The following is a 14,785-nucleotide window of genomic DNA, read 5'->3' as shown; positions in this document are numbered from 1 at the left end:
TGTTTAGACGAAAACGGGTTTTATAATGTGGTCAATATAGACAATAATGACATTTTTGATGGTAAAACCCATCGCTTTTAGCACATCTGCATATTGGGTGATTTGCTCCTTGTGCGATGGTGAGGGTTTTCCGGTTTTATAGTCGATTATTATGGCTTCATTACCTTTGATGGCAATACGGTCTGGACGAAGGGAAACCCCATTTGTTGTTAAGATTTCCCGCTCGTTGATGACTTTGTACTCTTTTGAAAAATAAGGTTTTAAATCGGAATGAGTAACTACGTCCATCAATTTTAGTTTGACTTCTTCTGAAGCATCCTTTTCAAAATGTCCCTCCAATTGAAGATTTTCCACTACTTGTTCAACTTCATCAGTGTAGTTGATTTTACTGAGGGCAAAATGAATCAGATTTCCGAGTTCAATGGCTTCTTTTCGCTCATCATCCCACAAGCGTCCAGAGGTGGTGGCAATGGTGAATCCAACATCATTTTTGGGCCGGGTGATATAGTCGATATGGGCATCCTTTTCAGCCATTTTTTCGGGATCATCTTGAGCTTCTGGAAAAGAGCCAAATGTATACACCTCTCGTCCGTTTTTGGGAATGTTCTGTTGTTGTAGATAGGCTTGAAATAAATCAGAATACGAAGTAGCACCTTCCATGGAGATTGCCTCTTTTCCGGTTTCGGTAATCACAAAAAGCCCTTGAATGGGTCGCGTCAGGGCCACGTAGAGCACATTCATGGCATCCAAGACGGACTTTTGCTCTTCATCCAAATAAATTTGGGCCGTTTCATCATTGTATTCCAACATGTCTTTATTGGTGTTGATGAGAAACTCATCCAAGCCCAGCTCTTTTTCAGCATCGGTAGCGGGCACCCACGATTTCTTTTTCTTCCGCTTATCATCCAATAGCGCATTGGCAAATGGAAAAATCACAAATGGGAACTCCAATCCTTTTGCTTTGTGAATGGTCATGATTCGAACGGCGTTCACATTATCCGGAGCGGCAATGGAAAGAGATGATTTTTTCTGCTCCCAATAATTCAAAAAAGAAAATATGCTGGAACCTTGTCTTTTCTCAACCAGCAAAACCTCGTCCATTAAAAAAGTGAGATATGCTGTGGAATCAGTAGCCAGCTCAAACTGCACAATGGCATTTTCCAAAATTGTAAAGACCGATTGCCCTTTTAAGTGATGCATCTGGAATCCATATTCTTGGGTAAGAAAGGCTTCAATTGCATGAATATTTTTGGCAATAAAGCTATGCTTGTCCGTTTCTTCCTTGGCCAAAAACAGTAAAATTTGATACGCGGCCTCTCGGTCGTTGGCATTTTCAAACAGCTTCAACAGTGCAATTAGAAATGTGATTTTGTCATTATTGTCCAGCAGCAACGCATCCGAAGAAATAATTGGGATCTTGTGTTGCGCCAGAAAATCCGCCAAAAGCATTCCATTTTTATTGTCCCGCACCAGAATGCAAATGTCTGAATAGGGATGTTTTTTTAAACTGATTTCATAGATGGTTTCCAAAACCTGCCGACAATATACTTCGTTTTTGTCCTCAACTTTATTGTCTAAAAATGAAAGTTGGATGTACCCTCCGGGTTTGTTATTGGTTTTTTGGTGCGAATCGTGCAAAAAGAGATTGCGATAGGCTTCATTTTGAAGAACGGGTGCCGTGGCCGTAAAAAATGAATTGTTGAACTCCACAATATGGTCAGAACTCCTCCAGTTGGTATCCAGCGAATGTACCGCAGGCTCCACCACAAATGGATGCGATTTTCCATTGATGAGGTTCAAAAACTGCTCAGCTCGCCCCCCTCGCCAGCGATAAATGGCCTGTTTTACATCCCCCACCAAAAAAAGGGACCCTTTTTGATGGCGTTCATCCTCACTTTCAAGGGCATTGCCAATGAGCGGCACCAGATTTTCCCACTGCATTTGCGAGGTGTCCTGGAACTCATCAATAAAATAATGACGGTATTTTTCACCCATGCGCTCATAAATAAAAGGTACGGGCTGATTTTTGATTTCTTTGGAGAGGATGGCGTTCAATGCCGAAATGGGAACAATGTCCTTATCCTGCTCAATATTTCGGATTTCTTTGGCGATTTCGTTCAGCACCGTCAACGGAACGATGTTGCCGTAGATGTTACCAAGATAGGCCAATTGCCAAAGGTTCTGCTTTATTCTCAAGTATTGTTCTAAAATGCTAGAAGATAAAATGGATGAGTCTCTTTTATCCTTAGCGTAAAGAATCTTTTTATTCTCCCTTAGATTTTCCTCAAGCTTATTATTGTACAATTTTTTAGCGTCAAAAAAACCTTCCGATATTTTTATGAAATGGTTTGGAAGAGTTCCACTTGGAAAATCAGTTAACTCAAATCCTTGTTGCTGTATTTCTTGAAGAACATTTTGAGCCAATTGTTTTACTTTTTCTTCAATCGTCTTTCTCTTTGTAATTAACTGTTTTTTGATTTCTTGAAAATCACGCATCGACTTTTCTCGCAGTGAATCTAAATGGATAGCGTGATTTTCTTGAAAAATTAATTTTCCAATATTTAAAAGATCCGTAGCAATGTTCCAGCTTTTGTCATCATCAATTTTTTCAAGGGAGAAGTCGATGAGCACTTCCGTTAGTTCTTCATCCGTTCCAGCGCGTTCCAAGAGTCTCCCCACGGATTCTTCCAGAAGTAGGTCGGTGTCCAGTTCCACCTCAAAATTTTGGGAAAGACGCAGGTCGCGCGCGAAGGTCTTTATGAGCTTATGGTTGAACTTATCTATGGTGGAAACTTCAAAAAACGAGTAATTGTGCAATATCCGTTTGAGGACCAACTTGGACTTCTGTCGCAACTGATCTTCGGTCAAAGAGAGCTCTTGGCAAAGCTCTTGGAACAATGGAAGTTGCTTTGGAGCTATGGGAGATTTTCCGAAGGCATAAAGATTCTCCAAGATTCGCGTCTTCATCTCATCCACCGCCTTATTGGTAAAGGTAATGGCCAAAATTTGCCGGAAAGACACCGGGGAATCATTGGACAATAATAATTTTAGGTATTCCTTGGCCAGAGCATACGTTTTGCCCGAACCAGCCGATGCACCATATATTTTGAAACTAGAGTCTCCCAAGAAAATGTTTATTGCAAAATAAGAATTATCGATCTGAACTTAACATGGTTTTAGGTGAATTTGTTTGTTAAAACCCGTATTTTTACATGAATCAAGTAATAACATAAAAACACAAAATTATGGCATTTGAATTACCAAAATTACCGTATGCATACGATGCATTGGAACCACATATAGATGCAAGGACCATGGAAATCCACCATACCAAGCACCACAATGGCTACACTACTAAATTGAACGATGCTATCGCAGGAACCGATTTGGAGGGCAAAGAAATTGAGGACATTCTTTCCAATTTGGATATGTCCAATATGGCTGTCCGAAACAATGGAGGTGGTTTCTATAACCACTGCTTGTTCTGGGAAGTAATGTCTCCCAATGGAGGAGGTGCCCCAACTGGCATTTTAGCAGCAGCCATTGAGTCGTCTTTTGGTTCTTTTGAAGGATTTAAAGAAAAGTTTTCCGCAGCTGCAGGTTCAAGATTTGGATCAGGATGGGCTTGGTTGTGCGTTCACAAAGGAGGCAAATTGGAAATCTGCTCCACACCAAACCAAGATAATCCCATTATGCCCGGTGTAGGATGTGAAGGATATCCTATTTTAGGTTTGGATGTTTGGGAACATGCATACTATTTAAATTATCAGAACAAAAGACCTGAGTATATATCTGCCTTCTTTAATGTAATTAATTGGGCGAAAGTTGCCGAGGCGTACGAAGCCAACAAATAAGGAATAAGATTCTAAAGATATGAAGGCCGGACACTTAGTGTTCGGCTTTTTTTGTGCGCTGGATTTTTTACAATAGAAAAGGGCGAGGAAGCCCCCGCCCTTTTCGTCCCAAATCTTACCATAAACTTAACCTACTTATGCTATGGCGAGACTAAAATACTGGTATTGTGAGAAATAACAAAGGCTTTTAGATAAATTTTTGATTTTTCAATGAAAAAGAAAACGTGCAGTTCGTCGATAAAATGGATAAATCGTTGGTAGTCAAATATAAAGAAGGCGGAGTATTCTCCGCCTTCTTTCCCCAAATCTTACCATGAACTTAACCTACTTATGCTATGGTCCTCCAAATGTACGGCAAGGGGTCATTTGCCCAACAAGCTTTTAGATGAAACTCGCTTTATTTGGTTAAAGTGTTCAAAAGGGCATGTTTATTGATAAATGTCAAGAAAGTAGCGGGAATATTATTTAATTTTGGGAGGTGTAGAAAATAAAAAAGGTGGAATAGCTTCCACCTTTTTTGCCCCAAATCTTACCATGAACTTAACCTACTTATGCTATGGCAATACTAAAGTAGGATTGACATTTGCCCATCGCATAAAAAGCCGTTAATCTACTCGTTTCATCGATGAAATGCACACATTTCATCATATGCAAATAGTGGCTTAGTATGCCCGTTCGTTTTTGCCCTCGTAAAAGTTGATGAACGCTCTGTTCACAACGCGGTTTCCTCCAGGTGTGGGATAGTTTCCTGTGAAATACCAATCGCCCAAATTTTTGGGACACGCCTCGTGCAAACTCTCAATACTCTGATAAATGATGTCAACTTCGGCTTTTATCCCTTCCGGACTTAATATCTCAGCAATCTTTTTGGATATCTGTTGTGCCGTAAAGGGAGCATAAAATTCCTTTACGTAGTTGATGACATCCTTATCCTTGGAATTTAGCTGCGTAAGACACTTTTCGTAAATCTCCTTTATCTTGTCTGTGGTCCCAGCATCTTCGTGTAATGCTTTTGCGGCTTTAAAGGCCACGAAGTCCTCCAGTTTGGCCATATCAATTCCATAGCAATCCGGATAACGGATTTGAGGGGCTGATGAAACCACCACGATTTTCTTTGGAGACAACCGGTCCAAAATCTTAAGGATACTTCTTTTAAGGGTGGTACCGCGAACGATACTGTCATCTATGATGACCAAATTATCATTTGGCTTCACAGAACCATAAGAGATGTCATAGACGTGGGTAACCAAATCATCCCGACTGCTATCTTGTGTGATGAAGGTTCTAAGCTTCGCATCTTTGATGGCCACCTTTTCAATTCTGGGTCGTACTCCCAAGATTTTTTGCAGTTGTTCCTGAGTGATACTAGGACCCAATTCTAAAATTTGTTCTCCTTTTCGTTTGTTGAGGTAGTTCTGCGCTTCTTTTACCATCCCAAAGAAGGACGTTTCCGCCGTATTGGGAATATAGGAGAACACCGTATTTTCCATATCATTATTGATGGACTTCAAGATATCAGGAAATACCAACTTCCCTAACATCTTTCGCTCTTGATAAATTTCTTTATCGCTCCCCCTGGAGAAATAGATGCGCTCAAAAGAACACGCTTTTCGCTCGGTGGGTTCCTGAATCTGTTTTACTGAAAAGCTTCCATTCTTCTTAATGATTACGGCATGTCCCGGATCTAATTCTTTAACATCCTCATACTGTACATTGAACACGGTCTGAATGGCAGGCCGTTCCGAAGCAACTACGGCAATTTCATCATCATGATAGTAATAGGCGGGTCGTATACCTGCGGGATCTCGAATCACAAAAGCATCACCATGCCCCAAAAGACCACCTATAGTATAGCCTCCATCCCAGTTTTTGGAAGCTTTCTTAAGGATTTTGGCCACATTCAATCGTTCTGCGATCAAGGGAGAGGCCGCTCTTTTGTTATACCCTTCTTTTTTGATCTGCTTGTAAAGTTTGGCTACGGCATCATCCAAAAAGTGACCAATTTTTTCCATCACGGTCACGGTATCTGCCAATTCCTTAGGGTGCTGCCCCAATTCCACCAAATTTCCAAAAAGCTCATCAACATTGGTCATGTTGAAGTTTCCGGCAACTATAAGGTTTCGGTGCATCCAGTTGTTCTGTCTAAGGAAAGGGTGTACACTTTCAATACTGTTTTTACCAAAAGTACCGTAGCGCACATGTCCCATCAATAATTCTCCGATGTAGGGAATATGTTTTTTTTGCATCTCCACATCCTGCTCATATTCTGGATGTTCAGACATTGCCGAATTGATTCGGGCATTGATCTGTGCAAAAATATCCTGGATGGGCTGTTGCTGTGCGGATCGTACCCGGCTCATGTAGCGCTCACCAGGATGCATGTCCAGTTTAATGCTAGCAAAACCGGCTCCATCTTGTCCTCGGTTGTGCTGCTTCTCCATCATTAGGTACATTTTATTTACTCCGTAAAAAGCTGTACCGTACTTTTCTTTGTAATACTCCAGAGGTTTAAGCAAACGGATCAGTGATATTCCGCATTCGTGCTTAATCGCATCACTCATAACAAACCAATAATAAAAAAAGCCCCGAAAATTCAGGGCACGTATTTATGTTAACTCAATATTGAACTGCGTTAAATCCCTAAACTGCATCAGGCGGGCTTCCACCTCATGTTTTTTAAGGGTTTGCATGCGTTCAGTGCCAAATCGTTCCACACAGAACGAGGCCAAATTAGATCCATGTATTATGGCATTCTTCATGTTCTCAAAGGAAATATTTCCGGTTTCTGCCAAATAGCCCGAAAATCCACCGGCAAAAGTATCGCCTGCACCTGTAGGGTCAAAAACTTCTTCCAAAGGAAGGGCAGGTGCAAAGAAAATGTTCTCCTTATGGAACAACAGGGCGCCGTGCTCCCCTTTTTTGATGACCACATATTTAGGGCCCATTTCTTGAATCTTGGCAGCAGCTTTTACCAAAGAATATTCTTCGGTCATTTGCCGAGCCTCTTCATCATTTATGGTGATGACATCTATTTTTTTGATGACATCCATCAACTCATCCCAAGTGTTGTTCATCCAAAAATTCATGGTGTCCAGAACGATAAGCTTTGGTCGTTCTTCCATCTGATTAATTACACTCATCTGGGTATTGGGATGTAGATTTCCCAACATCACCACATCGGCATTTTTAAAATCAGAGGGAACAACAGGGGTAAAATCGCCAAGGGTATTCAGTTCGGTAACCAATGTATCTCGCGAGTTGAGGTCGTTGTGGTATTTGCCTTGCCAAAAGAAGGTTTTTCCGCCTTTTACGACTTCAATTCCGGAAATATCTATGTTTCGGTCGGTCAACAAATCCAAATACGCTTGCGGAAAATCGTCCCCCACAACAGAGACTATGGCAGATTTTGTTCTGAATTGCGATGCAGCCAATCCTATGAAAGGTGCGGCACCTCCCAAAATTTTATCAGTCTTGCCAAACGGAGTTTCAATGGCATCAAAAGCCACACTTCCGACGATTAGCAATTTGCCCATTCAATGAATTTTGGTGCAAATATACGGTTTAGCAATTCCATTCTACACAATGCATGGTTCAATTATGAAAAATTGGGAAAATTGAAACTGGTGACACCTATTTTCGTCCAAAATCAGCGGGGATTTCACCCCATGCCTTGGTCTCCCATTTTACGATGGGGGTGGTGTAGCGGTTTTTTTTCAACCAGTCTTCCGCGCGTTCTATGAGTTCAAAAAGCACAGCGTTTTTGGCGCCTTTATTCAGCTTGGTGCCACATTTTCCTTTGCGCACCCAACCAATGGCAATTCGAGAGTCAGAATACAGGATGCGGTCACTGTTTTGTTTTTTTAAAAAGGCCAAACCGTGTACCAACGCCAAAAATTCACCAACATTGCTCGTTCCCTGTTGAAATGGCCCTTGATGGAACAGCACTTTTTTGGTTTTGGTGTCCACACCGCGGTACTCCATTTTTCCGGGGTTGCCGCTTGAAGCTGCATCCACTGCAATGGAATTGTAGTTGGGGTCGCCAATTTTTAAAAGTTCTTCAGGGGATAATTCAGATTTTCCTTTGGATTTGCCCTTATATTCCAGATAGTTGCTGTTGTATGCTTTTTTGGCTTCATCAAAAGTGACAAACGACTTGTATTGTGCTCCTTTGAATCCTTCTATTTGAGCCTTGCAGTCGTCCCACGTCTCAAAAATACCGGGATGCTTACCTTTCCAGACCACATAAAACTTCTGCTTTTTCGCCATTATAAAAGGAGTTTCTCTATCACTTTAGGGAAATGCTCATATTCCAATTGATGCACTTTTTCAGCAATCGCATCTGCATCATCTGAGGGTTCCACCGGTGTTTTGGCCTGAAAAATAATGGCGCCTTCATCATAATGCTCATTGACGTAATGTATGGTGATACCGGTTTCAGTCTCCTCATTTTCCTTTACAGCCTGATGCACTTTTGCCCCGTACATCCCCTTTCCTCCATATTTGGGAAGGAGTGCAGGATGGATATTGATAATTTTATTTGGGAATGCCTCTATAATATTGGAAGGAATTTTCCATAGAAAACCAGCCAGTACAATTAAATCGGGTTGAAGACCTTTCAATACATCAACAACCGCATCAGAATTGGTAAAGGAAACTTTATTAAAGTAAAATGAAGGGACCTCCAAGCGATCGCAGCGTTCCAAAACCTTGGCGGAAATTTTATTGGTAAACACGGCGGAGACCTTTACCAGTGGGTTTTGTCTAAAATATGTGATAATATTTTCGGCATTTGACCCGCTTCCCGATGCCAAGATGACAATTTGTTTCATCTGTTAGGAATTGATATGATTTTGGACTAACTTCAGGCGGCTAAAGTAAGATACTGAATCTTAAGATGTTTAATTTGGAGTACATTTTATCGACAAATAGTGTATTTAATCCAAAGTTTTTTATTTTTGCCAACAATTAAATTTTTAAAACCACTATAATTATGTCAGACATTGCATCAAGAGTAAAGGCTATCATCGTTGATAAACTAGGTGTAGATGAGAATGAAGTTGTAGCTGAGGCTAGCTTTACCAACGACTTAGGGGCGGATTCCTTGGACACTGTTGAGCTTATCATGGAGTTTGAGAAAGAATTTGACATCCAAATCCCTGATGATCAGGCAGAAAACATTGCAACTGTTGGCCAGGCCATTAGCTACATCGAAGAAGCGAAGTAATTATATGATATATTACTAAAGATTATAAATTATCCATGTGATGATCGGCACATGGATAATTTTTTTTATAATTTAGGTTCAAAAGGGTAAAAAATAGTTCAATGCAGTTAAAGCGAGTAGTGGTTACCGGAATGGGAGCATTGACCCCCATAGGTAACAATTTGGAAGCTTATTGGGAAGGACTACGGACCGGAAAGAGCGGTTCTGCGCCCATAACATATTTTGATACGGAGAAGTTCAAGACAAAATTTGCCTGTGAACTTAAAGGGTATAATCCAGAGGATTTCTTCGACAGAAAAGAGGCCAGAAAACTCGATAGGTTCGCCCAATATGCACTTGTATCGTCAGATGAAGCCATTGCTGATTCAGGGATTGACCTGAACGTTGTGGACAAATTTCGCGTAGGTGTGGTATGGGGTGCCGGTATCGGTGGTCTGGAAACTTTTCAGAATGAAGTAATCGGATATGCCGAGGGTGATGGAACACCACGTTTCAATCCTTTCTTCATACCAAAAATGATTGCGGATATCGCACCAGGGAACATTTCCATCAAACATGGATTTATGGGTCCCAACTATACCACGGTTTCTGCTTGTGCCTCCTCGGCCAATGCCATGATCGATGCACTCAACTATATAAGATTGGGTCATTGTGATGTAATTGTTACCGGAGGAAGTGAGGCCGCAGTTACCATTGCTGGTATGGGCGGATTCAATGCCATGCACGCACTTTCCACTCGAAACGAGAGTCCAGAAACCGCTTCAAGACCCTTCGATGCAACTCGAGATGGGTTTGTACTTGGAGAGGGTGGTGGCGCCCTCATTTTGGAAGAATATGAGCATGCCAAGGCAAGAGGTGCAAAAATCTACGCAGAAGTATTGGGTGGCGGATTGTCCAGTGATGCCTACCACATGACAGCTCCACATCCCGAAGGGATTGGTGTGGTTAAAGTGATGGAGAACTGTTTGCAAAACGCCGGGTTAAAACCAGAAGATGTGGACGCCATCAATACACATGGAACTTCCACTCCATTGGGAGATGTAGCCGAGTTAAAGGCCATTTCCAAAGTGTTTGGTGACCATGCGCCCAATATCAACATCAATTCCACAAAGTCCATGACCGGACATTTGTTGGGAGCTGCTGGAGCCATTGAGGCCATTGCCTCCATATTGGCCATGGAACACAATATAGTGCCTCCAACCATAAATCACAGTGTTGTGGATGAGCAAATTGACCCATCACTCAACTTGACCTTAAACAAGGCCCAGGAAAGAGATGTCAAGGTTGCCATGAGCAATACCTTTGGATTTGGCGGACACAATGCCTGTGTTTTGTTCAAAAAAATAGAGTAGTTTTGTAGACATGAAGCTCACCTCTAAAATATTCAATTCCCATCCGAAAACGGATGGGGATTTTTTTTTAGGGATTAAGAATATCCTTGGTTTTAAACCCAAGGACATCGAGATTTATAAAAGAGCCTTTCTGCATCGTTCCGTGAACAAGAAGGATTCCGAAGGAAACCCCATGAATTACGAGCGTTTGGAATTCTTGGGAGATTCTATGCTGGGAACCATTATTTCAAAGCATTTGTACAACGAAGTTCCCGAAGGAGATGAGGGCTATCTTACCAAAATGCGCTCAAAAGTAGTGAGCCGAAAACACCTTAATGAACTGGGAAAGGACTTAGGGCTTTTGCGTTTTGTAGAAAGTAGGATTCCCAAAACCCACTTTGGTGAAAATATCCACGGAAACGTTTTTGAGGCTTTGGTCGGTGCTATTTATTTGGATAGAGGCTATCAATATTGCGAAAAGTTCATCAATGATCGAGTCATTGAGCCCTATGTTGACATAGAACAGTTGGAGGGTAAGGTAATCAGTTACAAGAGTTTAGTGATTGAATGGTGCCAAAAGCAAAAGAAGTCGTTCAATTACCATGTGTATGAGGACACTGGAAATGACGAGCTAAAACACTTCGCCGTTAAGCTCACCATTGGTGATCGGATCATGGCAAAAGCTAGGGCCACTTCCAAAAAGAAGGCAGAAGAGAAGGCATCCAAAAGAGCCTATTTTGCGCTCCAGAACAAAATTGAAAACCAGTAACTTTAAAAAAAAGTAAACTCAAACGTTTTCGTTGAGTTTATAAGTGTATTGTCTTGTTTCAACTAGGCAATCAATAGGATTAAGAGTATATTTACAGTTCGTGTTAAGGGCATGTTGACGACACATAAGATATCGGCAGACTTTTATGATGACAGTTTTAAGCTCATCGCCATACACAGTGATTTGGAGGATTATGCCATGACCTATGCCATAAACTCCCAATGCGGATTGCATTTGAAGAGGATGGCAAAAGACCTTCACCTTGATGAAAATCTATCATTTTCTGTGTTTGATTGGGACGATGAGATGAACGACATCTACTGGACATTGGTATCCAACAAATGTGTTGTTGAGGAAGTTATACCTTCGGGTGGATTATTTGAGAACAATGTTTCCGTACGAACCAATCATTTGATCAAGGAACGGAAAGAAGTGGACTATTTTTTAAAAGTCGATGCCGCTGAAGAATCAACATTCGCACAAAAGCTGAAATCCATTAATAGGATATCCAAGGTCATAACCGCATATTCCATTAACACAGAAACCTTAAAATCAAAAAGAAATTTAATCTTTTAACAATGCCAACAAGAAAGAAGACCAAAATTGTAGCAACGTTGGGCCCTGCCACCAGTAAGAAGGAAGTACTCAGAGACATGATCGAGGCAGGAGTGGATGTTTTTCGGATAAACTTTTCACATGCCTCTTATGATGATGTTACAGAACGTATCAACATGATACGGGAGTTAAATGAAGAATTGGAGGTAAATACATCAATACTTGCGGATTTGCAAGGACCCAAACTTAGAGTGGGTGTAATGGGAGGGGAAGCCGTTGTGTCCCCTGGGGATGAAATCACTTTTGCCACCGGCGAACCTTTCGAAGGCACCGCCCAAAGGGTTTACATGAACTACAAAAATTTCCCTATCGATGTTAAACCAGGGGAACGCATTTTGTTAGATGATGGAAAACTCATCTTTGAGGTGAAATCCACCAATGGAAAAGATGAGGTAACGGCAACTGTAATTCAAGGTGGACCATTAAAATCGAAAAAAGGGGTAAACCTGCCCAACACTGCTATTTCATTGCCGGCATTGACCAAAAAGGACATTAAGGATGCCATCTACGCCATTGAACACAAGGTGGACTGGATTGCCCTTTCGTTTGTGCGTCACAGCCAGGATTTGATTGATCTTCAGGAATTGATTGCGAAGCATACCGACCATAAAATTCCGATCGTGGCCAAAATTGAGAAACCGGAGGCGGTCGATAATATCGATAAAATTGTGGCCTACTGTGATGGATTGATGGTGGCCCGTGGAGATTTGGGTGTTGAGGTCCCTGCCCATGAAGTACCTTTGATTCAGAAGAAATTGGTACTTCGTGCCAAAAAGGCTAGGATTCCTGTAATCATCGCCACCCAGATGATGGAAACCATGATCACCAGCCTTACGCCCACACGTGCCGAGGTGAATGACGTGGCCAACTCCGTTATGGACGGCGCTGATGCGGTGATGCTTTCTGGGGAGACTTCCGTGGGGAATTATCCTGTCCAGGTTATTGAAAAAATGACGAGCATTTTAACCAGTGTTGAAGGCTCCAGTTTGATCAAGGTTCCACAGACACCACCGCATATCCGGACCAAACGATACATTACCAAATCCATTTGTTACCATGCCGCATCCATGGCGAATGATATTCAGGCAAAGGCTATTTCTACGTTGACGAATAGTGGATATACGGCATTTCAGATATCTGCCTGGAGGCCCAGTGCACACATTTTGGTGTTTACATCAAACAAAAGAATTCTTACCCAACTGAACCTTCTTTGGGGCGTAAAAGCTTTTTACTATGATAAGTTCGTGTCTACGGACCAAACCATTGAAGATGTAAACCAGATAGCTTGCAAGAAAGGCTACTTGGGCGTTGGTGATATGCTCATCAGTCTTGCGGCCATGCCCATAAAAGATAAAGGTATGGTAAACACCCTTCGGGTGACCGAGATAGAATCCTGTAACTTTTAGGAAAAGGAATTAGGCAACTTCTTTTTCAAAGGCGATAAAGTTCACCAACTTTCCGTCTTTATCCCAAATAGGGGCTCCTTTGATTTCACATTGATAAGGGGCTCCATTTTTTTTGTAGTTCACCAGTACAACTTCAAAAGGTGTTCTGTTTCTGATGGCCTTTGAAATGACCTTTGTGGTTTCATGGCAGGTATCTTTACCTTGAAATATTTTGGGCTTTTTACCAATGATTTCATCCGGTTTGTACCCATTCATGAAGTACATGTTCTGTGAGGCATAAACGATGTTTACATCCGCATCGGTTACCACCACAGTATGGTTTTTATCTATGATTTCCTGCTGAAAAGGGAAAACAGTTTTCCATTTCCCTTCTTTGGAAAGTGAGCTTAAATTTTGGACATCCTGCATATTTCGGCAGATGCTATCAAAGAAAGAGGCGTAAAAGTCCATCGAGGAAATAGGTGAGCTTCCCAACTTCATATTGCCGTAAAACTGCCTTACGGCTTCTTCGTAAAAACGTGCTTTCATACCCAATACTATAAAATCAGCGAAAAGTGGACAAGACATTAACACTCTTGTTTAATATTTTATCTGGTAATGAGTGGTTTAAGGGCTGTAAGTATGAACAAAAAAGTGGGACTAAAGGTTCTGTAACGGAACAATCAACCCATGAAATACGAATACAAAGACTCCAGATTAGGGGCTATTTTAGGCTTTACCGAAGACATCAAAAAAGATCAGGAACGATTTTCCATTACGGCAAAGACCATTAAATTTTTATGGAACCGGAATAGTTGCCCCCTCACCATTCAGATTGATGGTATGGATTTGGAACTTGCACCGGACCAGATTGTAACCGTTACATTTCTGCAGCACGTTTCCTATTCCCAGACAGAATTACCATTATCTGCCATTCTTTTTAATCGTGAATTCTACTGCGTTTTCGACCATGACAGTGAGGTTTCCTGCAATGGTATTTTATTTTTTGGGACTCAGGACATCCCCATTATTACCATCCCAGAAAATCAATTGAACAAGTTCGATTTGTTGCATGATATGTTCATTGAAGAGTTTTCAACCCCAGACAATATTCAGGGCGATATGCTACAGATGCTCCTGAAACGATTAATCATCATGAGTACGCGGTTGGCCAAGGAACAACTTATTGTGAAAACCCTTGGGAATGACCAGATTGATACCATCCGAAGGTTTAATTTTTTGGTGGACCTACATTACAAGACCAAAAGAAAAGTGAGTGATTATGCCGAAATGTTGTACAAATCACCTAAAACACTTTCCAATCTCTTTTCTATTTACAACCAAAAATCCCCACAGCAAATCATTCTGGAACGAATTGCGTTGGAAGCAAAGCGGCTTATCAATTATACGGATAAACAAAATCAGGAAATTGCGTATGAATTGGGCTTTAACGACCCCGCCCATTTTAGCAGATTCTTCAAGAAAATGACACAGATGACCCCATCCGAATACCGAGAAAACCTTTTGGTAATGGCCTAGGGGAAAATTCATCAAGCCATCGGGAAATCCTTCCTAACACCTGCCCTCTTTTCCGCAGCATCTTTGCC

At 41.5% G+C, this 14,785-nt stretch carries 13 protein-coding genes; 7 read left to right on the top strand and 6 right to left on the bottom strand.

Features of this window, described 5'->3' with window-relative positions; genetic code table 11:
* Positions 1-3 precede the first annotated feature (3 nt).
* Positions 4-3,126, bottom strand: coding sequence for a UvrD-helicase domain-containing protein (locus tag ACFSJE_RS09685; protein ID WP_379830789.1), 3,123 nt, complete (start codon positions 3,124-3,126; stop codon positions 4-6).
* Positions 3,127-3,245: 119 nt separating this feature from the next.
* On the opposite strand from ACFSJE_RS09685, the gene ACFSJE_RS09680 reads away from it, so the two are divergent.
* The gene (locus tag ACFSJE_RS09680; RefSeq protein ID WP_379830788.1) at positions 3,246-3,854 is read left to right on the top strand and encodes a superoxide dismutase; all 609 of its coding nucleotides are present in this window, start codon (positions 3,246-3,248) and stop codon (positions 3,852-3,854) included.
* 662 nt (positions 3,855-4,516) lie between these two features.
* Here ACFSJE_RS09680 and ACFSJE_RS09675 read toward each other — a convergent pair.
* The 4 genes from ACFSJE_RS09675 to purN form a co-directional block, all read right to left on the bottom strand.
* The gene (locus ACFSJE_RS09675) at positions 4,517-6,415 is read right to left on the bottom strand and encodes an amidophosphoribosyltransferase (RefSeq protein ID WP_379830787.1); all 1,899 of its coding nucleotides are present in this window, start codon (positions 6,413-6,415) and stop codon (positions 4,517-4,519) included.
* Positions 6,416-6,460: 45 nt separating this feature from the next.
* Positions 6,461-7,387, bottom strand: coding sequence for a PfkB family carbohydrate kinase (locus ACFSJE_RS09670; RefSeq protein WP_379830786.1), 927 nt, complete (start codon positions 7,385-7,387; stop codon positions 6,461-6,463).
* A 97-nt stretch (positions 7,388-7,484) separates the two neighbouring features.
* Complete coding sequence (locus ACFSJE_RS09665; RefSeq protein WP_379830785.1) at positions 7,485-8,120, bottom strand: ribonuclease H1 domain-containing protein; 636 nt, start codon at positions 8,118-8,120, stop codon at positions 7,485-7,487.
* Complete coding sequence (gene purN, locus ACFSJE_RS09660) at positions 8,120-8,683, bottom strand: phosphoribosylglycinamide formyltransferase (protein ID WP_379830784.1); 564 nt, start codon at positions 8,681-8,683, stop codon at positions 8,120-8,122. The genes ACFSJE_RS09665 and purN overlap by 1 nt, the downstream gene beginning before the upstream one ends.
* Positions 8,684-8,844: 161 nt before the next feature.
* On the opposite strand from purN, the gene ACFSJE_RS09655 reads away from it, so the two are divergent.
* From ACFSJE_RS09655 to pyk, 5 genes are all read left to right on the top strand, one after another.
* Positions 8,845-9,078, top strand: a complete 234-nt coding sequence (locus tag ACFSJE_RS09655; protein WP_009778413.1) for an acyl carrier protein — start codon at positions 8,845-8,847, stop codon at positions 9,076-9,078.
* Positions 9,079-9,179: 101 nt separating this feature from the next.
* Positions 9,180-10,430 (top strand): beta-ketoacyl-ACP synthase II, encoded by a 1,251-nt coding sequence (gene fabF, locus ACFSJE_RS09650; RefSeq protein ID WP_379830783.1) that lies wholly within the window; start codon positions 9,180-9,182, stop codon positions 10,428-10,430.
* 10 nt (positions 10,431-10,440) lie between these two features.
* Positions 10,441-11,178, top strand: a complete 738-nt coding sequence (gene rnc / locus ACFSJE_RS09645; RefSeq protein ID WP_379830782.1) for a ribonuclease III — start codon at positions 10,441-10,443, stop codon at positions 11,176-11,178.
* Between the two features lie 111 nt (positions 11,179-11,289).
* The gene (locus tag ACFSJE_RS09640) at positions 11,290-11,754 is read left to right on the top strand and encodes an IPExxxVDY family protein (protein ID WP_379830781.1); all 465 of its coding nucleotides are present in this window, start codon (positions 11,290-11,292) and stop codon (positions 11,752-11,754) included.
* A gap of 2 nt (positions 11,755-11,756) precedes the next feature.
* On the top strand, positions 11,757-13,199 hold the full coding sequence (gene pyk, locus ACFSJE_RS09635; protein ID WP_379830780.1) for a pyruvate kinase: 1,443 nt from the start codon (positions 11,757-11,759) through the stop codon (positions 13,197-13,199).
* 9 nt (positions 13,200-13,208) lie between these two features.
* On the opposite strand, the gene ACFSJE_RS09630 is transcribed toward pyk, so the two are convergent.
* Positions 13,209-13,727 (bottom strand): PAS domain-containing protein, encoded by a 519-nt coding sequence (locus ACFSJE_RS09630; RefSeq protein WP_379830779.1) that lies wholly within the window; start codon positions 13,725-13,727, stop codon positions 13,209-13,211.
* 141 nt (positions 13,728-13,868) lie between these two features.
* On the opposite strand from ACFSJE_RS09630, the gene ACFSJE_RS09625 reads away from it, so the two are divergent.
* Complete coding sequence (locus ACFSJE_RS09625; protein WP_379830778.1) at positions 13,869-14,717, top strand: helix-turn-helix domain-containing protein; 849 nt, start codon at positions 13,869-13,871, stop codon at positions 14,715-14,717.
* Positions 14,718-14,785 lie beyond the last annotated feature (68 nt).

This window comes from Flagellimonas iocasae, assembly GCF_042682725.1.
GTDB classification, from domain to species: domain Bacteria; phylum Bacteroidota; class Bacteroidia; order Flavobacteriales; family Flavobacteriaceae; genus Flagellimonas; species Flagellimonas iocasae.
Note: the sequence above shows the minus strand (reverse complement) of the source record. Positions and strands in the feature narration are given on the sequence as shown.

Excerpts from the sequence above, each read along its gene's own strand:
- pyk (WP_379830780.1), top strand. The coding sequence starts at position 11,757 with ATGCCAACAAGAAAGAAGACCAAAATTGTAGCAACGTTGGGCCCTGCC.
- ACFSJE_RS09675 (WP_379830787.1), bottom strand. The coding sequence starts at position 6,415 with ATGAGTGATGCGATTAAGCACGAATGCGGAATATCACTGATCCGTTTG.
- ACFSJE_RS09625 (WP_379830778.1), top strand. The coding sequence starts at position 13,869 with ATGAAATACGAATACAAAGACTCCAGATTAGGGGCTATTTTAGGCTTT.
- ACFSJE_RS09630 (WP_379830779.1), bottom strand. The coding sequence starts at position 13,727 with ATGAAAGCACGTTTTTACGAAGAAGCCGTAAGGCAGTTTTACGGCAAT.
- ACFSJE_RS09670 (WP_379830786.1), bottom strand. The coding sequence starts at position 7,387 with ATGGGCAAATTGCTAATCGTCGGAAGTGTGGCTTTTGATGCCATTGAA.
- ACFSJE_RS09655 (WP_009778413.1), top strand. The coding sequence starts at position 8,845 with ATGTCAGACATTGCATCAAGAGTAAAGGCTATCATCGTTGATAAACTA.
- rnc (WP_379830782.1), top strand. The coding sequence starts at position 10,441 with ATGAAGCTCACCTCTAAAATATTCAATTCCCATCCGAAAACGGATGGG.
- ACFSJE_RS09640 (WP_379830781.1), top strand. The coding sequence starts at position 11,290 with ATGTTGACGACACATAAGATATCGGCAGACTTTTATGATGACAGTTTT.
- purN (WP_379830784.1), bottom strand. The coding sequence starts at position 8,683 with ATGAAACAAATTGTCATCTTGGCATCGGGAAGCGGGTCAAATGCCGAA.
- ACFSJE_RS09680 (WP_379830788.1), top strand. The coding sequence starts at position 3,246 with ATGGCATTTGAATTACCAAAATTACCGTATGCATACGATGCATTGGAA.
- ACFSJE_RS09665 (WP_379830785.1), bottom strand. The coding sequence starts at position 8,120 with ATGGCGAAAAAGCAGAAGTTTTATGTGGTCTGGAAAGGTAAGCATCCC.
- fabF (WP_379830783.1), top strand. The coding sequence starts at position 9,180 with ATGCAGTTAAAGCGAGTAGTGGTTACCGGAATGGGAGCATTGACCCCC.